Here is a 24,991-nt window from a genome sequence, read left to right as displayed (position 1 = left end):
TCAACTCAAGGATGGGGATGTAATGGGCACTTCGGAAAGTCACCAAGGGCGGTCTGCCTTTATTTCGTCGCAAGAATATTCAGCTATACAAACGGTGTTGAGTGAGTTCTCCGGTTCTGCCGAGTACGCGGCACTTGCCAGGCATTATCAGGTGGTCAATAAAACAGTCGATGTGGCGGAGAAAGTGCTGTCGGCAAAACTGTTTCAGGAAACACTCGCGTCGTTGCTGCGCCAAAAGGTTACACCGGTTCCTTCAGCAATCGACCAGATCTACGACGGAATAAAACAGTATGTGACGACGCTGTCCGATACGGTAACCCTGCTCTCGGGCGCTGCTGCTCCCGTGCCCAAAGTCATGCATTTCGTCTGGGTGGGCGGTAGCGAGGTCGGCAACATCCAGCGCGATTACATGAATATCTGGCGCGAGGTTTTGAAACCGCAGGACTACAAGTTCAACCTTTGGTACGACAGTGATGCGTTGCTGGCTTTCGAGATGAACCGCGTGATTCTCGACAGTGCCAGGGTGCATGCAATGGAGTCAGGCGGGAGTGACGTCACGCAGTCCCGGCAGTTGTCGCAAATGATTGAAGACCGCGCCCGGGTTTTGAAAAACCAGATGTTCGACTATCTCAACCAGCCGCAGTGGGTGGGTCGCACGGACGGGGCGCGTATCGAGCTGATGGTTCGAGCTTACGGCAAGGATCGCGCGACGCTGGAGGCTTTCCGACAACGCTGTCTGGACACGCATCTGGCGATGGTCGGGCAGGATCTGCAGTTGCGGGATGTCAAACATGAGTTCGCTGGTCACTTTTTACAGGACGTCTATCAGCGAGAAGTCGGTATGCGCGGCAACTTTGCGGCGGCCAGTGATGTGGTGCGGTTGCAGGCCGAGTATCTGGAGGGTGGTCGTTACAGCGATATGGATTACTTGCCCGCACTGTCAGACAGGTTGGGCGGAGTCGATATCAGTCAATTCAATGCGGAGGCTCGCATCGGCGTTTTGCAACTGCTGCTGAATCACAATGAGGCGTTGATGCCCGGTCGCGATCGACAGCGTTACCTCGATCGGGTCGGCAAGATTCCTGAACAGCATCAAGCGGCGTTAACTGCCTTTGCGCTGACAAAACCTGCTGTCAGTGAAATCTTCGCGGCACCGCAACAACAATCGGCCCCCGCGGGGTCCCTGCGCCTGGGAACGGCCCACGGGATTCAGGCCGGGGGGGAAATGAATGCGCACTTTATTGCTCATTCCGGCAGTGCCATGACCATGGCTTACATGCAGATGATCCGTCTTAATTATGATTGCCTGCTGGAAGTGGAGCGCCGTGCGGTCGCCGCCGCAATCGACGTCGCGGATGAAGGGCGATTAATCGATGTGATTCAGAATGTGGTCAACGAAATGCAGGCGCTGGGCAAGTTGCCTGACTCGAAGATTCATTTTTCGTCATTGAAACTGATCGATGCGATCCGAACGTATTACCAGGATGGCATTCGCGTCGATGCCCGCGGCACCATCGCTCTTACCGGTCCGGGCGCCGCTGCCGCAGGACTGACCAAATACATCGAGCAGTCGCTGCAACCCGAGCATATTGATGACGTTCGCAATCGTCTGAAGTTGGTCGAGGGCTATAACGTTTCCACTGAAGAGGAAATGATCTCCGGCTGGACCGTCAACGATGATCCCGAGCAATGGCTGGCCAAAGAGCGGGAAAAATGGCAAACCGGCAAACTCAAGTCACGTTATGCCGGCGATCTGAATGACCTGCTCAAAGGGCAGACACTGACCTTCAAACAAGGCTGGCCGCTCATCGAAGGCAGGCCGGTGCTGTTGACCTCCGTCCTGCAACAACTGATGGAGGCGCTGGGCGATCCGTTCATTCGTGCAATGAAGGACAAGTTGAGTGGTGACATCACGTTCGATAAACCAGTGGCCATCGGTTTCGACGTCCGCCAGCAAATTATCGCTCAACCCGTCAGCGAGCTGCCGCTGTCTCACGGTGCCGAATCCACCAGCCACTTGAACGAACTGTTTACCCGGGTTGCACACGGGTCGCTGACTGTCGAGCAACTCAGCCCGTTGTTGCGCGTGATGCTGGGCGGGATGTTTGGCGCTACGCGTCTGGACACCAGCGGTTTTGCCGGTGCTTGGCAGCAGGCCATGGACCTGGCAACGCAAACCGCCGAAGGTGGCCTGTTCGCCCGTTACAACGCGATCGAAAAAGCCTTGCGCCAACACGCGTCCCCGGCGTTTGAAGTGGGTCTTGCGAACGCTCGTCAGCCTGGCACGCACACAGCGCGCGAACTCAAGGTATTGGCTCTGACAGATCCCTTGACGTTGCACCAGTGGGGTGAGCGCATCGGGCAAATCAACAGCACCGCACAACGTGAATATCACACGCAGATCCTCAGGCGCGGTGCGCAGGTTCGTGCCGAACTGTTCATGGCCGGGGCGATTTCCGCCAGGCAAATGCCGCAGGATCTACTGATGCGTACGCCGGGCGATCCCGGCCGTCGGTGCTATCCGCTGGCACTGTTGATGGCGGCGGCACTGACCCATGGCGACTCGGCCGAACGCGCGCTGATCGGTCGAGTGGCCAATGCCAGTCTGACCCCCGAAGACGCCGACTCGCGGGCGTTGCTGTTGGCGCTGGACGAATTGCAAGCGCTGCCGTTGAACGATGTCGGCAAGCCCCAAGGCACTCACAGCCTGGAAAGCATCGCACAAACGCTTGAGGCGAAAACGGCTCCGAGCGTGATGCTGCTCGACACCGGCAATCACGCGATGCTGGTGGCAAAAATGCTCATTGGCAGTCAGACGGTCTACCGTTTTTATGAGCCTAACTTCGCGATCTACGGATTTTCACGGGTTGAAGAGCTCAAGCAAGGCATGCAGCGCTACCTCGCCGGCGATAACGGCGCGATGGCCAGACTTTACGGTCTCGCGGATGGAGAGGCAGCGCGGTTCAACGTCATTGAACTGAACACCACAGAGCTCGCCGGCAAAGTGCTTGCGTCGAATACGCAGCTCGACAGTTTTTTGCAGAGTGGGCCAATAGTCGAGGCCAAAACGGCTTCGGTCTGGGAAAAACAAGCGGTGGGGCGCCAGCGCTCGCTGAACGAAAACGCGCGGATGGGGGCTGGTCTGGCGCAACTGGACGCCCGTTACTGGGCGCAGGAATTCGATCAGGCCAGCAGCAATCTACGAACCGAGCACTCGCTGGGCAGTGAATATTTGCCGCTGTTGGATACGCTTGAGCAAAAGCCAGACGCGGGTTACAGCGTGACGCTGGTGGATGCGCACAATCCGCAGAACACCCGAGTGGTGACCACCCATGATGTCCGTTTCAGCAAGGTCAAACAGCATATTCAGCGTCTGGTGAAGACGCTGGCAGGCAAACCAACCGCCGTGGGTGAAGCCGACGGCGGCAGTCGATTGAGTTTTGCCTTTGCGATCCAGACCCTGATCACCGAAATGCGCAATCGCGAATATCAGGCCGGGGAAGGTCAGGTACCGGCGTTGTCGATCGCACTTCAGGTGCAGGTCTATGTCAGCTATGCCCAGTTGGGTTTTGGCGTGTTGAGTGATTCGGTGCAGTTGATCAACCTGGTTCGGCAGGTGGCGGCCAGTGAGCAAGCGCTGGCCCTGCGCCAGTCATCGCTGTCGGCACGGCTGCTGGGCAAGGCTTCGATCGTGGGCGGGATCGGCTTTTCAATCATCAATATCGGCTTCGACATTTATGGCCTGACGGTGGCGGAAAACCAGGAGCAGCGCTCGCGGCTTGCCACTCAATTGACCTTCAATGTGGCGGCGCTGGGGCTGGACATCGTGGCGCTGGCTGTTGGCGGAACGGTGGGTGCCGCTGCGGCGTTTCTGTCGGTGCCGTTGCTGGGCGTCGGCATTGGCGTGACGGCCATCGCCAGTAATCTGGGGCAGATCAGCGACAAGGCCAAAGGCGTGGGCGCACATTTGCGCAAGGTTAAAAACGCCTACGGGACCGCCGGTTACTCCCGCAAGGACGGGGTGCTGCGATTCGAACCCGAGGCCGTCATCACGCTGCTGGATCTGCAAAAGAATCAGGTCAGCTTTGATAGTCAGAAGTTCTATCCCATGATTGGCGGCTCGGGGTTGCCGCAATACAACGACGATCCCAAGCAAATTCACCGGGCAATCGATATCCGTAAGGCGCTGGAGCTTCCCTGCAAGATTGGCCTGATCCGGGTCGTCCCCGACGATATCCAGACCGTGGTGCTGCCGTGTACGCCCATCTGCTATTACGGTTACGATTACCAACTGGGAACGCCAGGATATATCTATCAGACCCTGCCGGGAGAGCGGCACGAACCTCGGGCCTGGAGTGAGGTTCCCACATCGTTAGCCTCCGGTTTTTTCCCCGTCCAGGCGCTGGCCAATCACTTCGACGAGCGGATCGAAACCCGGTATCCGGAATTGCGCAACAGCGCTGTGGAGAAGCTGGAGTATGACGAGCTAGGTAACCGGCGGTTCTATTTCACCGTCAACACACCGTTCCCGTACATCCTGTACAAGTTGTATCCGATCTATAAGCCGACCCATATCGAGGTGCGGCTGGATGAGCATGTGCGTCAGCTACTGATCCCGGAGCTGCCGCCGGAATGGAAAAAACTGATCTCCTATGCGATTACCGCTCAGTCAGGGCTTTATCAGCTCTGGCTGACGCCCGGGGTTAAAGCGGTGACGCTTGATGATGTCAGCTACGCGAAATGGGTCATTCACGCACCTTGGGCAGCCCTTGAACGCGTCACTTTCGACGGCGCGAACCTGATCGTCGACGGCATTGTGCTCAATGCCTTCGAAGGAATGATTGAACTGGCCAAGGGTGAGCTGTTCCAGGTGGACTGGCAGGAAAAAAGATTGCTTCTGCTGTCTGTCTCGCTCGAAGCCAAGAGCACCGTAGCGCAGGTGCTCTCGCACCTGCGTAAACGGGCCAGGGAAAAGCGTTTGGTATCGGCATACGTGCCGCTTTACAAGTACACGGTGCCTTGTACTTCTGCCAATCAACCGGTCGTCACCACCGCGTTCTATGAGGTAGCGCGTGATCGCTTGCTCTACGCCCGCGACCTGCCTGAAACCGTCAATGAGGGTGTCGTTCTGGCAGGCGCCAACGCGCAGCACGCATGGTTCTACCATCCGGATCATGCAACGGTCTGGCGCGTCGATGCGGTGACCGGCACGGTCATCCACCGTTATCGACTGATGAACCCGGCGAGCGGTGCAAAGATCATTGGCTGTGTTCAGGATGCGCACAGCACTCTGCGGATATCGCAACGAATGCTGGAGCAGAGCGAGGTCGAAACGACCCTGGAGTATCGGATAACGGGTTGGGCCATCGAGTTGACGGGTATCAAGACCTCATCCCGGCAGCACGACTACGTCCACAAGCCCGGTGCGGTTTACTGGTCCTCCTTGATACGTCACTTTGCCACGTCGCGCCCTTTCAAGGATGCAACGCCTGGCATGGGGGGCGCGATCAGCACCGGGGGGCTCGCCAGATTTGTGCATGCGCGTGCCTACGTTCTTGAAGGGCTGCGTGAACAGGCCTGGCTTGGCCTGAGCAGCGGCCGCTATTTCCGTGCGGGGCTGGGCAGTCAGCCGGACATGGTGATGCTGGTGCCGCATAAACTCCAGGACTTCGCGATGCTCTTTTACAGTAAAGAAAACGGGGAAATCAGCCGTGGTATCGAACCTCGAACAGCAGAAGCCGAGTATAGAAATGAAGTGATCGAAAGGGGCGTCAGCGAGGTTACCCAGGCAGGCGAACGTTACATTGCCACCAAGAGCGATGGCCGTTTGTTCGAGATCGACCCGTTGGGGACGTTGAAGTTTGTCGGCCTTGGTCAGCGTTGGCTGCAACGCCACCCGGATTGGCTAAGCGCATTACCTGCGCTGGCCGCCACCTATCGAGGGGCGCCTTTCCCGATCATTGGTTTGGGCAGTGTTTCCGGCAGCGCGTTGCTCGCGGTGTGGTGTATCGAGGAGCAGGTGCTGCTGGCCGATGTCGCTGGCGGCAAAGAGCTGGCGTTGCTTGGGCTGACCCCGGACAAACAAGCGGCCTGGCTATTGGATGTCTCGGCCGGGCAACTCTATCGCCAAGCGCTGGTGTCGATCGAGGCATTACGCGGGGCATTTGCCACGGGCACCCGGCTGCTGGACCCCGAGCAGTTGCCGATGGCGAAAAAAGTCTGGGACCCATGGTCATTTGCCGAGGTGCTGGTGCAGGGGCAAGGCTTGCTCGGGCGTACCCGCGAAGGCGTCAACCTGGAACTGCTGGATCAGCACCCGGCACGTATCGTCGGCGTCGAAAAACAATGGGCGTCTATTGCCGGACAGACTCCGGAGCAATTGCAGGCCCGCTTGAAGGCGTTGCTCAAAGGACAGTCCCATGCACCGTTTCTGCACGTCGAAAACTCTTCGGATCGCTATACGTACTTTGTGCCGGAACTGGACCAACTGTTCGATATTTCCGGTCGGGCTGATGGCCAGTGGGCGGTGTTTCTTGGCACGCGCAACCAGTCGATAGCGATGCTCTTCGATCCGCTGGATAGCCTGAACTCCAGTCGAGAGTCGGAACATGCCGTTTGGGTGCCTGGCCAATACGCCCGGCGCGAGGGTGAAGTGCTGTCGCTTGAGATGAGCGGTGAGGTCACTGATGTCCTGGACATGTTGCCTGACGGGGTCGACAAGTTGATCCTGGGGTTTGGGGCGCAGGCGTTGAGTTATCAAGTGTCGGAGCAAGCCTGGCAACGGCTGGATTGCATTGTGGTCGATCCCCGGCGGCCGTTGGGAGCAGAAACCACCGGCGTCTGCACGCTGATGCTGGACATGGACGCCAATGAACGCTTGTTGGTGTCGTTGGTCGACGGACAATTGGTGTTCACTGACTCGGACAACGCTCACAGCCTGATCGTGCGGGATGTCGTGACGCAAGGTGAAGAGCAGGGCGTAGCGATGCAGATCGGCATCAAGATTCGCGCAAAGCAATACCTGCGGGGAACCGGGGAGTGGCTCAACGCATTGTCAGCAGCGCGAGGCGATGAAGGACATGCCTCCGTGGAAACACTGATAAAGCAGTTACATTGAAATATCAGGTCAAACTGAAAGTGCAGGGCCGCGAATATATATTCGCGGCCCTTTTTATTTTTAATTGGTTTTAATTTGTGTTCTGTTGCTCAGGTTTTATTGGTGTTCTCCCCATGAGAGGTTGCAGTGAAATATACAGAGTGAAATTTATTATTGTTTCGTGCTGATGCGTTGTTTGGTGTTTCTGGTCTTTGAAAGAAATTGAGTTTTATCTCGTTTGAGTTTTGCTTTTGTTGGTGGCTAGCTTGGCCCTGGAATGTTCTGTGAAAGTCATTGGGGTCAGTTATGTCAAATGTTGAAGGTGTAAGTAATGATAACTACGTTAACTTTTCTGAGCTGTTCAAACGTGCGGATTTCGAGCGCACATTGTCGCTGCATAAAGAAAGTAAGCATTATGAAGCGCTGTTGCGCTATTACTCCGCCTGTGTGAGTGCCACCGATACGCAGCAGTTGATTGAACCACTGAGATTATTGCGTCAGACACTGGAACAACTGTTGGGCAATAGTCGAGTGCGGCGGGAGTTGGAACCGCCGGTGGCGACGATTGAAAAACCGGCCGCAGAGCTTTCGCGGATTTACGACAAGGTTGAAGCCTTCGAATCACGCGTTCATCTCGGCGTCGAACTGATTAGAACTGTGCCAACACCCGTTCCAAAGACCCTGCACTTCGTCTGGCTCGGTGGTGGCGTCGGCCCCATCCAGCGTGACTACCTCAATGTCTGGAAACAGGTACTCACCGGGCAGGGTTACACCCTTAATCTCTGGTTCGACAGTGACGCGTTACTGGCGTATCAGACCAATAAACTGATTGTCGAGGCGGCCAAGGCGGATGCCTTGGCGCAGGTCGCAGGTAAAACAATTGCCGAAGATGCACTGGCCGATCTTTACGAAGCGCGCGCCATTGTGCTTAAGCAGCAGATGCAGGCGCACATCGATGCCGCCGTGGCTAACGGTAAATCCGCCGATGACGCTCGCATCGATTTGCTGGTTAGCGCCTATGGCCAGGACGAGGCGCAACTGCAAGCACTCAGAGAACAAAATCGCAGCAGCTTGCAAGGCATGCTGGGTGGTGATCTGCAGTTGCGTGATCTCGACAAAGCGACAACGCCATTACAACTGCAAGATATCTATGAACGGGAAATCCGCTTGCGCGGCAATCTGGCGGCCGCATCGGATGTCGTGCGTGCCGAAGTCCTGCACGGGGAAGGTGGCAGCTATGCCGATGTCGACAACTTGCCGCCTCTGGTGGAAAACCTGAGCGGTGTCGACCTCAGTGTTTTGAGCGTCGACGCCCGTCTGGGCATTCTGCAGTTGCTGCTCAATCACAACCCCGAATGGATGCCGGGCCGTCAGTCGTCCAACAGTTACGCCAAAAGCATTCCGGCAGAGCATCTTGCGACGCTTGAAGCGTTCGCTAAAAGCGGCCCGGCACTGAGTCAGGTTTTCCAGGCGCCGACCGATTTGCTGGCGCGACCGTTCATGTTGCGTGCGGTGGCTGAAGGCAGTTCGACGACCAATGCTTTCTTGATGGCGCATGCCGGGTCGGCGACGCTGCAAGCGGTGATCGAGCGCATCCGCTTCAATTACCGGTTGGTCGACGAGACACTTCAGATGGCTGCGCAACGCAATGTCGCACTGACCGACTTCGACGGTGTGCTGCCACTGGCTCTGACCGTTTTGGAAAAAACCTACGGCCCGCTGCGCGAACTGCCGAATCAGGAGGAGATCCTCGCAGGCTTTCTCGCCAGTGCCGCCGCCAGCTACTTCAGTGACGGCATCCGTCCTCAGAGTGAAGGCACCATCTATCTGACGGGCCCCGGCGCGATACGCGACGGCATGGTCGATTACGCCAAGGCACACCTGACCCCCAGGCAGGCCGAGATGATCCGCGCCGAGGCGGCCATTGCGCGCTATGCGTCGGTCAACCGTGCTACCGAAGAAGAGCTGGATCACTCCTGGAAAGACAACGCGAACGATCCGGTGAAATGGGTGGAGGACGAGCAGGCGCGCTGGCAGCAAGGTCAGTATACGACCCGCTACAACGGCGATATCGCACAGTTGCTCAAGGGCTCGACCATTGAGTTCGAACAAGGCTGGCCGTTGATTGAAGGTAGAGCGGTGCTATTGACTGACGTATTACAGCGTCTGGTCGACGGGCTTGGCGAACCGTTCACTGAGGCCATGCGACAGGGGCATGATGGTGCAATCAGGTTCGAGAAGCTGTTGCCGTTGAGTTTTGCCGACCGTCAGTTGATCAGGAATCAGCCACTCAATGCGCGGCCTCCGGTTTTTCTCAACGATCAGCGATTCCGGAGGCTGGGGCTGGATGAAGTGTTGAGTGCGCTGGCCCATGGCGAACTGTCTCTCGTCGAGACAACGCCACTGCAACGTCTGTCACTGGGCGTGTTGCTGGGGATTGATTCACTGCATAGCCAGAACTTCGACCGCTTCAGTGGCGAACTGGACAACCTGGCCAACAGCGTCCGTGAGTTGGGAGCTTCGAATCGTTATGCAGTCATTGAAAGACGACTCTACAGCCGCCGTGATGCGCCGTTTCTTAGCGGTCTTGCCGGCGATATCGCAGAGTCGGCCGCATCGATCAGCGCGCTGGATCTGAAAAAAGCCGCACTGATGAAGGCACAAACACTTCAGCAGTGGGGCCGATACGCCGCGCAAATTCAACAGACAGCCACCCTTGAGCATCGCTTGCAGATCAGCGAACGGATGGATCAGGTGCTCGGCCAGATCGAGGCCAACAGCGTAAAACCGGTGCCGCAGGATTTGTTACTGGGTGGCGCCGGCGAAGCCATCGGTGGGCGTTGTTATCCCTTGGCACTGATGATGGCCGCCGCTTTCGCAACCGGGGAAGTGGCTTCACATCGGTTGCGTGAACGTTTTTATCTGTCCGTCATTGAGCCGCAACAGAGTGATTCGCAGGCTTTCGTGCAAGTGCTGGAGGAGCTGCGAAGCGCTCAACTGAGCGAAGTGGGAACGACGCTCAGTCGTGCTGATCTGACACAGGTCACCGCTGCACTGGAGAACCATGCCAGCCCCCGAACATTAATGCTCAACTCTGACAACCACTCGATGCTGGTGGCGAAAACCGTTGTGGGTACGCAAGCCCTCTATCATTTTTACGACCCCAACTTCGGTCTGTTCGAATTTGAAAGCCCCGCCATGTTCAAGCGGGCGCTCGAGCACTTTTTTCTGAAAGTGGGCATGGCCAAATACTATGCCGCGTACGATGGCAGCGTCCGCCCGACCTTCGATCTGATTGAACTGGATGGCGCAAAAGTAGCGGCCTTGCCATTGTCCGGCGGGATCGATGTGGCGAAAGTGCTGACGAACGATCCGCTCCCGGGTCAACCGCCAGGCAAGCTGCGTCAGCGCCTGAACAGTGCCCATGGTCGATCGCTGGTCGACAATTCGCATTTGGGTGCCAGCTTGCTTGGGCTGGATGGCCATTGGTGGGGGCAGCAGATCGCCGGCGCTACCACTGCGCTGCAAGAGCTGCATCCCTCGGTCACGCCGTTGGTGCCGTTGTTCGAAACGCTGGAGATCACCGCCGAAGGCAAATATCGGCTGAGCCTCGTCGACCCCTCGATGCCCGAACACGTGGTTCAAGTGGTCAGTGATGACCACCGATTATTGCGGATCAAGAACTGGCTGTCCGAGCAGTTCTCCACTCTGGCACGCAAACCGATCGACAGCGTCGGTGTACTGGACCCTACCGAGGCCGGCGCTGTTCATACCCTGAACGCAGGGTTTTCGATTCAGGCACTGATGAATGCCTTGCGTGGACGTGAAGGCGAGGATCGGACGCTGACCACAGCGGTGCGCCTGCACGCCTACCTCAATTACGCGCAGTTGGTGCATGGCAATGTCGTAGACGTAGTCGGTCTGATTCAACTGGTCAAAACTGCGCTGGGGGAGGAGAAGATCATCGCCCGCACCTGTGCCTCGGTCGTCACCGAAGCGTTGGGACATGCGGCCAATGAAGGTGTCGGCGCCGTGCTGGGGCTGGCAAACGTTGGTTTTGATATCTACCAGTTGGCGAGCGCACAGAACGACGTCGAAAAAGCACAGTTTGGGACACAGTTGGCCTTTGACTCGGCCAGCCTGGCATTGACTGCCGGGGGTGTTGGTGCCGCCGTGGCAGGCGCATCCACTGCCGCTGCAGTGTTGGGTGGTGCCGGCGTGATTCTGGGCGGGCTGGCGGTCGGTGTCGCGGCGCTGGCCCAAGGGTTTGCCGGTATTGCGCGCAACGCCCAGGATGTCGGGGCGTTTTTTGCAGACATGGAAGGCGCCTATCGCGGGCTCGGTTACCGCTTCGATGACGCGCTGGGGGCGTGGGTTGCGCACCCGTCTCTGATTGTCAAAAGCATTGATCTGACCGCTGGCAAGGTGCTGTTCGACAGCCAGAAGCTCTACCCATTGCGCGACCATTTCGGCGTCCCGGATTTCGACTCCGATTACGATCGGGCGATCAATATCCGTCAGCAATTAGGCTTGCCCGGACAGGTCGAATTTTTACCGGCTGCCAGACAAACCATCGTCCTGCCTTGTACGCCTCAGACTTGTTATGGGTATGAGTACAAGGCGCTACCATTTGCCTCTTGGCGGCATGATCGCGGTTTCGATACCGCCCGGCGCCTGGAGAGAAAACTGGCAGACGGTCAATGGCTGTTTCTGTTTTCGTTTTACTCGTTTCCTTCGCATTACATTGTTCATCGTCTGTTTCCCCAGTATCGCGACACCGTCATCGACGTTCACCTCGATGCGGTCGAACGCACCTTGGTAGTGCCGTCGCTGCCGACTGCCTGGCGGGGCAAGGTGTCGTATCGGATCTCCAGCGCCGGTGCGTCCTGTTCCGTGCTGCTCAATCACGGCGCCAGCATCGAATTGCACACGCCGAGTCAGAAGCAGAGCCGCTGGGTGCTTCAGGCTGGCTGGGCCAATGAAGAGAACATCCGGGTCGAGCTGTATGGCGAGCTGTACATCGGCGATGTTCACGTGAAGATATCCGGCCATGGACGCCACTCGGTGTTGATCCGTACGGCCAATCAGCAACTCTTCAGCGTTGACCTCGGCAAGCGTCAGTTGAACATCATTGAACAAAGCGCGCATGAAGGGCTCGATGAACAAGCGTTGCTCGAACACTACAAAACCCTCGCCCGAGAGCATCGTCTGGTGCTGCCGTATACACCGGTTCATAACTGGTTGATCCCGTTCGAATCGCCGCAGGAGCCGCGTTACACCACCGCCTGGTATGACGCCCGGGAAGAGCGCTTTATCTACATTCGCAACGAGAAAATCGCCGATACCGAGGACGCGCAACTGGCCTTGGTGGCCAATGGTTTTGCCTATTTCTACCTGGCGGACAGCTATGACATCTGGCAGGTCGATGTGGTCAGCGGGCTGCTCAAGGTTCAATACCGGTTGCTGGTGCCGGAGGGCGAAAGTGCGATTGGCCCCGTCGAAGTCGATGAGCACGGCGTGATTCATTTGATACAAACCGTCAGCAGCCCTTATGGCACTCGCCGGTTCAATTACCTGATTTATCAGGAGCAGTTGCTGCTGAGTTCCGTCACCCATGCAATGGCGCGGGAGCTGCAAGCGAGCGTGTTCGCCCACGAGTCGCTGGCCGACTGGTCGACGGTGCTGGGCAAATACACGATGGCTCGTCCCAGTGCCGAACGGGACGGTGCGACGACGGTTGACTGGCAGCCGGCGACTTACGTTTCGGTCAGTTGGAAATTCGAACCGGACAGACGTGACATCGTATGGGTTCGCAGCCGTGATCGATTGTTGATCCACCCGTTGCCGCTTCCTCGCCATGCCCGTGGCTGGCCCGACTCGATCAAGAATCTGACCGACCTGGTGCTGCTGCCGATGACGGGCGCAAGCGATGTGTATTTCATCTATAACCGCCTCGACCAGGTTCTTTGCCGACTGCAGCGCGATGTGGCGCAGGGCAAGCAACAGTGGTCGCATCGTTGGGTCGAACCAGAAGGGCTCAAGCAGATTGTGGCGGTGGAGAACGGCTACCTGATACTGGATGAAGAGGGCCGACTCTTTAACCTGACCACACAAGGTGAGGCGCAATTGCACGGTGTCGGCGAGCAGTGGCTCAAGGGGCGTGCGCATTGGTGGCAGGCACTGGAACCGATTGCCAAACGTTACCCGGTGGAGCGTTTTGCGATTGTCGGATTACGCAATGCCGCCGGTGACGGCCAACTGAGTGCCTGGCATATGAGCAACCGCGTGCTGTTATGCGATCCGGGGCGCGACAAGCCCGTGCGCGTGCTTGGCATGACGCCGGATAATCGAACGGCCTGGTTGTTCAGTGTTTCCGATGGTGAAATCTGGCGTCAGGCGTTCGTCGATCCGCAGCAGCTTGATCGCGCGTTTGGCGAGGGTCAGCAGCTATTGCACCGCGATGCTTTACCGGTTCCCGAGCGGGTGTGGAGCGCCTGGCATTTTGCCGAGGTGACAGTCGATGGCGCCGGGTTACAGGGCACCACTGTTGAGGGTGTCACGCTGCAACTGGGTCATCAGCAGGCGCCGGTGGTCATCGGTGTTGAAAGTCGCTGGGTGACTGCGCAGGGCGCGCATCTGATCGAACGCCTGCAAGCCTTGTTGGCTGGGGCCGATCATGGTGACTTTGTATCCGTGGCGTCCGGGCCAGACCATTTGCAATGGTATGACGTGAAAAGCGCCCGACTGGTGAGTATTGCCGCCATCGATTTACCCACGGACTTTGTAATGCTGGGCACCCAGAATCAGTTCAAGGTGTTGTTGCATCAGCGCCGGGAGGGAACGGTGCAGGTTTATCCGGGCAAGCACAGCATCGGGCCGTTCGATTACATCCAGCGCGATGGGCAAGTCTTGACCGTTGAAGGCCATAACAGAATGAATGATCTGCTACCGCTGCTTCCCGATGACATCAATACGTTGGTTGTGCGACTGGGGCAGGGCGGCGTGACCTGTCATTTGTCAAAGGCTGTCTGGCAGAGACTGGATACTGTCATCGTCGACTGCCGGCATGCGCTGGGAGAAGTGCCGGCAGTGCCGGGCAAGTTGCTTTGGGATTTTGAATCGCCGGAAAAGCTGCTGTTCGAGATCGTTGAGGAGCATCTGGTGATCGTTGACCCTGAGAGTGAACACACGCTGATTTTCCGTGATGTGTGTTCCCCTGATCCGGCGTTGCGCGGTGAAGTGTTCCTGGCATTTGGCAAGCAGCAATCCCACGCCATTTCTGCGTGGGTGCAGCGGTTGCAGGCTAGGACGGCACGCATGGCCAACGTCACCCCGCAGACGCTACTCGCAGAGCCGGCCGCCCGCTAAAACCGGCGGATAACAAAACGCCGCGAACGGTATCGTTCGCGGCGTTTTACTGTCAGGCGACTCTCGCAGGCGCCGAGGCTCAGGGCACCAGATAGCCTTTGACCCCGGTGAAGATGATCTGCGCCGCCAGTGCGCAAACGAACAATCCCATCAAGCGACTGACAATCTGCAAACCCTGGTCGCCGAGAATCCGTTCGATGCGGTTGGACAAGTACAGCACCACACCCACGGTAAAACTGGCCAGCGCAATACTCATGATTGCCGTGAGCTTGTCGTCCCAGTGCGGCTGGCTGACGCCCATCACCAGCAAGGCGCCGATGGTGCCGGGGCCGACGGTCAGCGGAATGGTCAGCGGCACGATCGTCACGTCCTGCTGCACGTTGTCGCTTTGCACCACCGACTTGCCTTGCGCCATGCCCAGCGCCGAGATGAACAGCACACTGCCGGCGCCGATGCGGAACGCATCCACAGTGATGCCGAACACATCGAAAATCACCCGCCCGAACAAATACAGTAAAACGCTGGAGACCAGCGTGGCGATGGCCACTTTCCAGGCCAGGCGGCGTTGCTCCTTGCGCGAATAACCACGGGTCAGGCTGATAAAACAGGACAACACGAAGAACGGGCTGTATAGCACCAGCATCTTCAGGTAAACGCTGAATAACACGTGGAGCATGGTGCAAGCTCACTGGCGAGGGAAGTCGTGGGGGAGTCTATCAGGCGCTACCGGGTCTGTCGGCTCACGACGGTTGCGTGGTCGTCCGATTCTGCTCGTCACGCTGGGCGACCCAATGTTCGATCAACTCGCGCAGTTGCGACAACTCGACCGGCTTGGACATATGCCCATCCATCCCCGCCTGGCGTGCGCGTTCCTTGTGTTCGGCGAGGATGTGCGCCGTCAGCGCAACGATCGGCGTGCGGATGCGTTGGTTGCTGACTTCCCAGGCGCGCAATTGCTGGGTCGCGGAGAAACCGTCGAGGATCGGCATTTCGCAGTCCATCAACACCAGGTCGTAACGCTGGGCTTTCATCGCTTGCAGCGCTTCTTCGCCGTTGCTGGCGGTGTCCGGTTGCAGGTTGAGCTTGCCGAGCATGCCGCGAATCACTTTGGTCGAAATCGTGTTGTCCTCGGCGACGAGGATGCGGAAGTCGCTCGGCACTTTGGCCGCTGTGGCCGGGGTGAGCACTTGCGGCTGGAACACCACCTGGCCTTTGTTGCGCTGGTTGAGTTCGTCCGCCAGGGTGGTCTTGAGGGTGTAGCCGGCCACGGGTTTGGCGAGGATGCGTTTGATTCCCGAGTTGCGCGCAATGATCTTGCTCGGCGCGTTGCTGATGCCGGTGAGCATGATCAGCAGGATGTCGTGGTTCAGGCTCGGGTCTTCCTTGATCTTGGCCGCGAGCTGCATGCCGGTCATGCCGGGCATGTTCTGGTCGAGCAACACCACATCGAAGTAATCGCGCAGGTGCGCCTTGGTGCGCAGCAGGGCCAGCGCTTCCTTGCCCGATGGCACGGCGCTGACGTTCAGGCCCCAGGCGCTGCACTGCTGCACCAGCACTTTGCGGCAGGTGTCGTTGTCATCGACCACCAGCACCCGCGCGCCTTGCAGTGGACTGTCCAGATCAGAGGTCGGGTGTTCGAGGCGATCAGGGTCGAGCGGCAGGGTCAGCCACAAGGTGCTGCCCTGATTGGCGCCGCTCTTGATGCCGAATTCACCGTTCATCAAGCGGATCAATTGCCGCGCGATCACCAGCCCCAGATTGCCGCCCAGACGATTGGCCGAGAGGAAGTGCTTGCTGTGAAGTTCGGCGTGCATGAGCGCATCACGCTCCTCCTGTTCCATCGGCACGCCGCTGTCCTGCACGGCAATGCGCAGACGCGGTTTGCTGCTGCGCTCATCGAGGGCGACGACGATCAACACTTCGCCCTCGGCGGTTTTCTTGAGGGCATTTTCCAAAAGGCTTAACAGGGTTTGACGCAGGCGGGTCGGATCGCCACTGATGACGCGCGGCACTTGCGGCTGAATGAAGCTGATCAGCTCGACGTTCTGCTGTTCGGCCTTGGCGCGGTAGATGCTCAGGCAATCGTCGATCAGCGCGTTGAGGTCGAATTGCACGTCGTCCAGTTCGATCTGCCCGGACTCGAGCTTGGAGATGTCGAGGATCTCGTTGATCAACGTCAGCAGTTCGTTGCCGGCGCTGTGGATGGTCTGCACGTAGTCGCGTTGCTTGACCGACAAAGGCGTGCCGAGCAGCAGTTCGGTCATGCCCAATACGCCGTTCATCGGCGTGCGGATCTCGTGGCTGATCTTGGCGAGGAATTCGGCCTTGGCGTTGATCTCGGCATTGCTGGCGGCGAGGTCGCGGCTGATGCTGAAGCGGCTTTCGGTGATGCTGCGCTGACGCTCGCCCAGCGCGATGCTCATCAACAGGCCGCTGATGCAGATGAACGCCATCAACGTCATGATCAGGCCTTGCGGTGCGACCAGTGTCAGCCCCAGCAAGGCCGGAAGAATGATCAGCGTACCGATGTTGAACACCACCATCGCCGCGACGAACAGGCGTGCCGGGCGGTAGCCTTTCTGCCAGTGATAGAACGCGACAAACAACATGCTCAGGCCGGCCAGTGCCACCAGCGCGTAAGTGATGATGTTCAGCGGCAGGGTGTTGACGAACAACAGCAACAGGCTGCAAATCACGATGAACAGAATGTCGCCCAGCAGCAGTTTGTTCAGCGGATGCGGGCCGAGTGGGGCGAAGAAGCGCAGTGCAAACATCAGCCCGGCCGGGGCTGTCAGCAGCAATGCCAGATAAGCGCCCGGGGTCTGGATCGCGTGCCAGTTCGGCAGCCACGGGCCAGCGAGATTGAGCAGCAGTAACAGGCTGAGCCCCAACAGGCCTTCGCAGACGGCCAGCCACAGGCTGCTGCGCGAACGCGAGTAGGCATAGCGCACGAGGTTGTGCAGCAGCAGCATGCCGAGGCAGCCGAACAGCAAACCGAAGATCAGCGTTTGATTGTGATTGGCCGCGCTCATCACGGCGGATTGCAAGGTGATGTGCGGGCGCAACTGATGGTCGGAGACCATCCGCAGATAGATGTCGAGGGGTTTGTCGCTCTGGGGCAGTGGCAACAGGAAATCACTGCTTGGCAGCGGCCGTTCGGCTTGGGGCTGGTCGGTGCCGGTTTTGCGTTGCTCGATCAGCTTGTCGCCGTCCAGCACGTACAAATTCAGGTGGGACAGATCCGGGGCGAAGATGCGCAGCACTTGTTCGTGCTGGCCGGGTGCGAGCTTGAAACGCAGCCACAAAGCACCCTCGGGACCGGCCGAGGTGAGGCGGTCAAGGTCGATAGGGCTGAATTGATTGATGTAGCGGGCAGAGCGGATGTCGCTCAGCTGAAGGTCGCCCTGATCGTCGAGCAATACCGACCAGCCACTGCCTTGCGTGGCCTGGGCCGGGAGCATGCAGAGCAAGGTCAGCAACGTGACGGTGAAGCTTATGGCAATCCTGAGCCAGCGCACGGCGAAATCCCTTCGTAGGTTGATGCCAGAATATAACGATGCGCGGCAGCGGAACAGCCCGGCGAGGGACTGCATCCCGCGCCGAACCTGAGCGACAGCTTACTCCTGGGTTTCGCCACGTTCACGGGCAATGGCGCGGTAGCCAATGTCCTTGCGGTAGAAGCAGCCTTCCCAGTCGATCGCTGCGGCGAGCTTGTAAGCCTGCTGCTGCGCTGCACCAACGCTGGCGCCCATCGCGGTGGCGCAGAGCACGCGACCACCGGCGGTCACGACCTGACCGTCCTTCAGCGCAGTACCGGCGTGGAAGACTTTACCTTCCAGGTTTGCCGCTGCGTCCAGACCGTTGATCGCCGCGCCCTTGGCGTAGTCGCCCGGGTAGCCGCCAGCGGCCAACACGATGCCGACGCTCGGACGTGGATCCCACTGCGCTTCAACCTTGTCCAGCGCCTGCGCCAACGCCGCTTCAACCAGCAGCACCAGGCTCGACTGCAGACGCAGCATCACTGGTTGGGTTTCCGGATCACCGAAACGGCAGTTGAACTCGATGACTTTCGGGTTGCCGGCCTTGTCGATCATCAGACCGGCGTACAGGAAGCCAGTGTAGACGTTGCCTTCTTCGGCCATGCCGCGAACGGTCGGCCAGATCACCAGATCCATCACGCGCTTGTGCACGTCGGCAGTGACCACCGGGGCAGGGGAGTAAGCACCCATGCCGCCGGTGTTCGGGCCGCTGTCGCCGTCGCCGACGCGTTTGTGGTCCTGGCTGGTGGCCATCGGCAGTACGTTCTTGCCGTCGACCATGACGATGAACGACGCTTCTTCACCGTCGAGGAACTCTTCGATCACCACGCGCGAACCGGCGTCACCGAAAGCATTGCCGGCAAGCATGTCGCGCACGGCGTCTTCGGCTTCGGCCAGGGTCATCGCAACGATCACGCCTTTACCGGCCGCGAGGCCGTCGGCCTTGATCACGATCGGTGCGCCTTTTTCACGCAGATAAGCCAGGGCCGGCTCGATCTCGGTGAAGTTCTGGTAATCGGCGGTCGGGATCTTGTGGCGTGCCAGGAAGTCCTTGGTGAAGGCTTTCGAACCTTCCAGTTGCGCAGCACCCGCGGTCGGGCCAAAGCAGTCCAGGCCACGGGAACGAAACAGGTCGACGACGCCAGCGACCAGCGGCACTTCCGGGCCGACGATGGTCAGGGAAACGTTTTTCTCGGCGAAGTCCGCGAGCTGCTCAAGGGCCAGCACGTCGATGGCGACGTTCTCGCACTTGGCTTCAATCGCGGTACCGGCGTTGCCCGGTGCGACGAAAACCTTCTGCACGCGCGGATCCTGAGCCACTTTCCAGGCCAGGGCGTGTTCACGGCCACCGCTGCCAATGATCAAAACATTCATTTCAAAAACCTCAAAATTCTGTCAGGCGCTGCTGGAGCGCTTTATGTGGGAGCGAGCCTGCTCGCGAAAGCGGTGTGTCAGTCAAAACAGCTATGACTGACAGATTGCATTCGCGAGCAGGCTCGCTCCCACATTTGAACCGGTGTATCAGTGACGGAAGTGGCGCATGCCGGTGAATACCATCGCGATGCCGGCCTCATCAGCCGCAGCAATCACCTCAGCATCACGCATCGAACCACCTGGCTGGATCACCGCAGTGATACCGACCTTGGCCGCGTTGTCCAGACCGTCGCGGAACGGGAAGAACGCGTCCGATGCCATCACCGAACCTGCTACTTGCAGGCCAGCGTGTTCTGCCTTGATCGCGGCGATACGCGCGGAGTTGACCCGGCTCATCTGGCCAGCGCCGACACCGATGGTCTGACGGTTCCTGGCGTAAACGATCGCGTTGGATTTAACGTACTTGGCGACTTTCCAGGCGAAGATCAGGTCGTTGATTTCCTGTTCGGTCGGTGCGCGCTTGGTCACGACTTTCAGGTCTTCACTGCCGATCATGCCGATGTCGCGGCTCTGCACCAGCAGGCCACCGTTGACACGCTTGTAGTCCCACGCCGCAGCGCGGTCAGCCGACCACTCGCCACACGCCAGCAGGCGCACGTTGGCTTTGGCCGCAACGATGGCACGGGCTTCTTCGCTCACGCTTGGCGCAATGATCACTTCCACGAACTGACGCTCGACGATCGCCTTGGCGGTCTCGGCATCCAGTTCACGGTTGAAGGCGATGATGCCGCCGAACGCCGATTCGGTGTCGGTGGCGTAGGCCAGTTCGTAGGCCTGACGGATGCCGCCTTCGGCGTCCGGGCTCACGGCCACGCCGCACGGGTTGGCATGCTTGACGATTACGCAGGCAGGCTTGACGAAGCTCTTTACGCATTCCAGCGCGGCGTCGGTGTCGGCCACGTTGTTGTACGAGAGTTCCTTGCCCTGCAGTTGGGTCGCGGTGGCGATGCCGACTTCGGCCGGTTTGGCTTCAACGTAGAACGCCGCGCTCTGGTGCGGGTTCTCGCCGTAGCGCATTTCCTGAGCCTTGATGAACTGGCTGTTGAAGGTGCGCGGGAATTCACTGCGGCCTTCAGTGCTCAGTGTCTCGGCAGCCTGATTCACGGTGCCCATGTAGTTGGCGATCATGCCGTCGTAGGCGGCGGTGTGTTCGAACGCCTTGAGCATCAGGTCGAAACGCTGTGCGTAGGTCAGGCCGCCGGCTTTCAAGCCTTCCAGGACGTTGGCGTAATCGCTGGCATTCACCACGATCGCAACGTCTTTATGGTTTTTCGCCGCCGAACGCACCATGGTCGGGCCGCCGATGTCGATGTTTTCGATGGCGGTCGGCAGGTCGCAGCCTGGCTTGTTGATGGTGGCTTCGAACGGGTACAGGTTGACCGCGACCAGATCGATCGGCTTGATGCCGTGTTCGCTCATGATCGCGTCGTCGATACCGCGACGACCGAGGATACCGCCGTGGATTTTCGGGTGCAGGGTTTTCACCCGACCGTCCATCATTTCAGCGAAACCGGTGTAATCCGCGACTTCCACTGCGGCAACGCCGTTGTCGCGCAGCAGCTTGAACGTTCCGCCGGTGGAGAGGATCTCGACGCCCAGCGCTTCAAGCTCCTTGGCGAATTCGAGGATCCCGGTCTTGTCGGAAACGCTGATCAAGGCGCGGCGGATCGGCAGGCGGGTAGTCTGGTCGGTCATCTCAATTTCCATCAAAAGCAAAGGAAGTCAGCAAAAAAGGCGACCGGTTTTACGCGGGCGCCTTTCTGGTTTGATTGAATGCTTACAGCAGATCGTACTGCTTGAGTTTCTTGCGCAGCGTGCCGCGGTTGAGTCCCAGCAGCTCACTGGCCTTGGTCTGGTTGCCCTTGACGTAGTTCATCACGCTTTCGAGCAGGGGAGCCTCGACTTCGGAGAGCACCAGGTTGTACACATCCGTGACGGACGCGCCCTCAAGGTGGGCGAAATAATTGTGCAGCGCCTTCTCGACACTCCCGCGAAGGGTCTGGCCTTCTTCGCTCGGAGTATTGAGGTGCTGTTTCAAATTCACGTTGTCGCTCACGGGTGCTGTTCCACTCACTAAAGTCTCGGTCATCATCGTCATGCGGCCACCCCTTCTTCGTCCCCTGTCAGGCTTTTGTAACGCTCGGCGAAGAACTCCCGAACGTTGGCGCATTGTGTTTCCGTACCATCCAAACGATTGAAGTGGGCGCGAAACTCCCTGGCGCCCGGCAAGGTTGCGAGATACCAGCCCACATGCTTTCGAGCAATGCGCACGCCCATCACGTCCCCATAGAAAGCGTGAAGTGCGGCCAGATGCTCTAGCAGTATGCGTTCCACTTCGATCAGTTGCGGGGCCGGCAATTTCTCGCCGGTACGCAGGTAATGATCGATCTCGCGAAAAATCCATGGCCGCCCTTGGGCGGCACGGCCTACCAACAGGCCATCGGCACCGGTCGCGTCGAGCACGTAGCGGGCCTTTTCCGGCGAATCGATATCGCCATTGGCAAACACCGGGATCGACACAGCCTGCTTGATCGCGGCAATCGTGTCGTATTCGGCTTCGCCGGTGTACAGATCGGCGCGAGTGCGGCCATGCACTGCCAGCGCGGTGATCCCGGCCTGCTCGGCGATCTTTGCCACGGTCAGGCCGTTCTTGTTGTCGCGATCCCATCCGGTGCGGATCTTCAGGGTCACCGGCACATCAACCGCAGCCACGACGGCCTGCAGGATCTCGGTGACCAGTGCTTCATCCTTCAGCAACGCAGAGCCGGCGGCCTTGTTGCAGACTTTTTTTGCCGGGCAACCCATGTTGATATCAATAATCTGTGCGCCCAGTTCGACGTTGGCCCGTGCTGCATCCGCCAGCATCTGCGCGTCGCCACCGGCGATCTGTACCGAGCGTGGTTCGGGATCGCCTTCGTGAATCATGCGCATGCGCGACTTGCGGGTGTTCCACAGGCTCATGTCACTGGTGACCATTTCCGAGACTACAAGCCCCGCGCCCAGACGCTTGCACAGCTGACGAAAGGGCTGGTCGGTGACGCCCGCCATCGGGGCGAGAATCAAGCCGTTCTGTAATGTATATGGGCCGATGCGTACCGCCGACATAGGACTTCCCTGAAGTGGGGCCGGATCATGAGAGTTCGAAAAAGGGTGGGCATGATACCCGCTCTCGATGACTGGATAAAGGCTGAATTGAACAAAATCTGAACAGTTATTCCGTTATCGCCAGCGGTTTGGTTGTGCAGCGCGAAGTCAGAAAATTGCCGTCAATCAAGAAGCGGTGAAGCAATTCACTCGGGCGAGTGAAAACTCAGGCTGTAATTCACCGCTTTCGGGCCTGGATCGAGAATATCCAGAGCGATGTGAATCGGCGTTTGCGGCGGCATCTCCGCCAGACCTTCGAGGTCGCCGTTGAGGTATTCGCCGGGTTTGAAGCGGCGACTGGCGATCAGATGGCCGTTAAGGTCGGCAAAACGCAGTTCCAGCAGCGGAAACGGCTGGGAGAACGTCGCGCGGTTATAGATGATCGCGTCGACCACCAGCGCACCGCTGAACTCCGGATGGCTGCGCACCACCAGATTGCTGCTCTTGATTTTGGCGATGTCGACCTTGGACGGCACTGTGCAACCGATCTGCGGGCAGACTTGCTGGAACCATGGACGATACTGATCCTGACGTGCCAGTTCATCAAAATGATAGGCGATGTACTGGAAAGCCAAACCACCGGCGGCCAGCAGCACCAGCGTCAGCCATAGCAGGCGTCGACCCCACGGCGAGCGGCGTTTTTGCCAGTCCAGTTGCAGCGGGTCGTCAGTCAGGTCCTGCAACACTTCGGCGCGCACGCCGGGTTCTGCGCGTTCGCGTTTTTTGCGCGATGGCTCGATTGCAGGCAGATCGTCGTCATCGGCTTCGTCACTGGCGGACAGGTGCTCGCGACGGGCATTCGGATCAATCGGATCGTGCAGACGCAGTTGCGGGATCGCCGGCTCGTCGTCCAGATCCACCGGTTCCAGCGACAGGGAGGGCTCGGTGCGCGTGGTTTTTACCTGTTCGACGTCAAGGATTTGCGGATCGGCTTCGTCTTCTGCCTCGGGCGTGGGCGTGTGCTCGTCGTCACGCGCACTGAACAGACTGTCGCGCCACACGGTTTCATCGGCTTCGGGGCTATCGCGCCGGGCGCTCAGGGAATCTTCGCGCGGACGACCGAATTCGGTGGTCGGCTGGATTTCCCGTTGTTCGAGACGGGCGAGTTCTTCGTCCAGATCGAGGCTGTCGAGGTCCAGCTCCGAGGCGCTCCACTGTTTTTGGCTGATGGCGCGCGGTGCCGGCGGCTCGACGATGGCCGGGGGTTCGACAAGCGGTAGCTCCTCGACGGGCAGCGTTTCAATCGGCGGCGCGACCGGCGTCACCGCGTCCTTGCCAGCGTGTTGCTCAAGCAGCTGTTTGGCGGCGTTGAACACTTGCAGGCAAGAGCCGCAGCGAACCACCCCGCGGGCCACGCTCAATTGAGCATGGCTGACACGGAAACTGGTTTGGCAATGCGGGCACTGAGTGACGAAACTGTCGGTCATGCGGCGATCCGGATTATGCAGGCGGCCATTCTAGCGCCGACGCCCGGTAATGCGCACCCAGCCATCGCGATTGGCGATCGGGTCGAGATCGAAGTCCTGAGCATAAGCGGCAGCGACTTCTTCACCTTGTTCGGCGAGGATGCCAGACAGCGCCAGACGCCCCCCGGACTTGACCAGGCTGGACAGTTGCGGAGCCAGCGAAACCAGCGGGCCGGCCAGAATATTGGCGACCAGCACGTCGGCTTTGACCTGAGGCAGATCTTCCGGCAGATACAGCGGGAACAGCTCGTCGGCAATGTTGTTGCGACCGGCATTGTCACGCGAGGCTTCCAGCGCCTGCACATCGATGTCGGTACCGACTGCTTCTTTAGCGCCGAGCAACAGGGCGGCGATGGCCAGAATCCCCGAGCCGCAGCCGAAGTCCAGCACGTTGCAGTCTTTCAGATCCTGGCCGTCGAGCCATTCCAGGCACAGCGCGGTGGTCGGGTGAGTACCGGTGCCGAAAGCCAGGCCCGGATCGAGCAGCAGGTTGACCGCGTCAGGCTCCGGAGCGGCGTGCCAGCTCGGCACAATCCACAGGCGCTGGCCGAAACGCATTGGCTGGAAACCGTCCATCCAGCTGCGTTCCCAATCCTGGTCTTCGATGACTTCGCTGTGATGCTCCGGCAGCGGGCTGCCGGTCAGCAACTCCAGATGGGCCAGTACCGGTGCGGCTTCAGTGCCGCCCTCGAACAGGGCCAGCAGGTGCGTGTGCGCCCACAGCGGTGTGGTGTTGAGTTCCGGCTCGAAGATCGGCTGATCTTCGGCGTCCATGAATGTCACCGATACGGCGCCCACTTCAAGGAAAGCGTCTTCGTAGGTTTCGGCTTGTTCCGGGCTGATGGCGAGTCGTACTTGCAGCCAAGGCATGGCGGGCACCTTTGAAAAAATATGATTGCAGCCTAGCGGCCAGCGAGAAGCGCGCAAGTTTACGCGAGCGCGCC

Annotated in this window: 10 protein-coding genes; 2 read left to right on the top strand and 8 right to left on the bottom strand. The window is 59.0% G+C overall.

Features of this window, described 5'->3' with window-relative positions; genetic code table 11:
• Positions 1-151: 151 nt before the first annotated feature.
• A complete protein-coding gene (locus IAI51_RS11115; protein WP_316249763.1) occupies positions 152-7,117 on the top strand; it encodes a TcdA/TcdB pore-forming domain-containing protein in 6,966 nt (2,321 codons plus the stop codon).
• A 285-nt stretch (positions 7,118-7,402) separates the two neighbouring features.
• Positions 7,403-14,464, top strand: coding sequence for a TcdA/TcdB pore-forming domain-containing protein (locus IAI51_RS11110; RefSeq protein WP_187678527.1), 7,062 nt, complete (start codon positions 7,403-7,405; stop codon positions 14,462-14,464).
• Between the two features lie 79 nt (positions 14,465-14,543).
• Here IAI51_RS11110 and IAI51_RS11105 read toward each other — a convergent pair whose 3' ends face one another.
• The 8 genes from IAI51_RS11105 to prmA form a co-directional block, all read right to left on the bottom strand.
• The gene (locus tag IAI51_RS11105) at positions 14,544-15,140 is read right to left on the bottom strand and encodes a MarC family protein (RefSeq protein WP_187678526.1); all 597 of its coding nucleotides are present in this window, start codon (positions 15,138-15,140) and stop codon (positions 14,544-14,546) included.
• Between the two features lie 64 nt (positions 15,141-15,204).
• Positions 15,205-17,982 (bottom strand): hybrid sensor histidine kinase/response regulator, encoded by a 2,778-nt coding sequence (locus tag IAI51_RS11100; protein WP_187678525.1) that lies wholly within the window; start codon positions 17,980-17,982, stop codon positions 15,205-15,207.
• A gap of 99 nt (positions 17,983-18,081) precedes the next feature.
• Complete coding sequence (purD, locus tag IAI51_RS11095; RefSeq protein ID WP_187678524.1) at positions 18,082-19,377, bottom strand: phosphoribosylamine--glycine ligase; 1,296 nt, start codon at positions 19,375-19,377, stop codon at positions 18,082-18,084.
• 147 nt (positions 19,378-19,524) lie between these two features.
• Positions 19,525-21,132 carry a bifunctional phosphoribosylaminoimidazolecarboxamide formyltransferase/IMP cyclohydrolase gene (purH, locus tag IAI51_RS11090; RefSeq protein ID WP_187678523.1) on the bottom strand — a complete coding sequence of 536 codons (1,608 nt, stop codon included), beginning with the start codon at positions 21,130-21,132 and terminating at the stop codon, positions 19,525-19,527.
• An 82-nt stretch (positions 21,133-21,214) separates the two neighbouring features.
• The gene (fis, locus tag IAI51_RS11085) at positions 21,215-21,535 is read right to left on the bottom strand and encodes a DNA-binding transcriptional regulator Fis (RefSeq protein ID WP_003221275.1); all 321 of its coding nucleotides are present in this window, start codon (positions 21,533-21,535) and stop codon (positions 21,215-21,217) included.
• A complete protein-coding gene (gene dusB / locus IAI51_RS11080) occupies positions 21,532-22,542 on the bottom strand; it encodes a tRNA dihydrouridine synthase DusB (RefSeq protein ID WP_187678522.1) in 1,011 nt (336 codons plus the stop codon). Before dusB ends, fis begins: the two co-directional genes overlap by 4 nt.
• Positions 22,543-22,727: 185 nt before the next feature.
• On the bottom strand, positions 22,728-24,008 hold the full coding sequence (locus tag IAI51_RS11075; protein WP_187678521.1) for a DUF3426 domain-containing protein: 1,281 nt from the start codon (positions 24,006-24,008) through the stop codon (positions 22,728-22,730).
• 30 nt (positions 24,009-24,038) lie between these two features.
• Positions 24,039-24,917 (bottom strand): 50S ribosomal protein L11 methyltransferase, encoded by an 879-nt coding sequence (prmA, locus tag IAI51_RS11070; protein ID WP_187678520.1) that lies wholly within the window; start codon positions 24,915-24,917, stop codon positions 24,039-24,041.
• Positions 24,918-24,991 lie beyond the last annotated feature (74 nt).

The sequence above is a fragment of the Pseudomonas sp. N40(2020) genome, assembly GCF_014472415.1.
Taxonomy (GTDB): domain Bacteria; phylum Pseudomonadota; class Gammaproteobacteria; order Pseudomonadales; family Pseudomonadaceae; genus Aquipseudomonas.
Note: the sequence above shows the minus strand (reverse complement) of the source record. Positions and strands in the feature narration are given on the sequence as shown.

What these genes read in the sequence shown, in the direction of transcription:
- IAI51_RS11110 (WP_187678527.1), top strand. Translation starts at nt 7,403, where the DNA reads ATGTCAAATGTTGAAGGTGTAAGTAATGATAACTACGTTAACTTTTCT.
- IAI51_RS11105 (WP_187678526.1), bottom strand. Translation starts at nt 15,140, where the DNA reads ATGCTCCACGTGTTATTCAGCGTTTACCTGAAGATGCTGGTGCTATAC.
- purD (WP_187678524.1), bottom strand. Translation starts at nt 19,377, where the DNA reads ATGAATGTTTTGATCATTGGCAGCGGTGGCCGTGAACACGCCCTGGCC.
- purH (WP_187678523.1), bottom strand. Translation starts at nt 21,132, where the DNA reads ATGACCGACCAGACTACCCGCCTGCCGATCCGCCGCGCCTTGATCAGC.
- fis (WP_003221275.1), bottom strand. Translation starts at nt 21,535, where the DNA reads ATGACGATGATGACCGAGACTTTAGTGAGTGGAACAGCACCCGTGAGC.
- dusB (WP_187678522.1), bottom strand. Translation starts at nt 22,542, where the DNA reads ATGTCGGCGGTACGCATCGGCCCATATACATTACAGAACGGCTTGATT.
- IAI51_RS11075 (WP_187678521.1), bottom strand. Translation starts at nt 24,008, where the DNA reads ATGACCGACAGTTTCGTCACTCAGTGCCCGCATTGCCAAACCAGTTTC.
- prmA (WP_187678520.1), bottom strand. Translation starts at nt 24,917, where the DNA reads ATGCCTTGGCTGCAAGTACGACTCGCCATCAGCCCGGAACAAGCCGAA.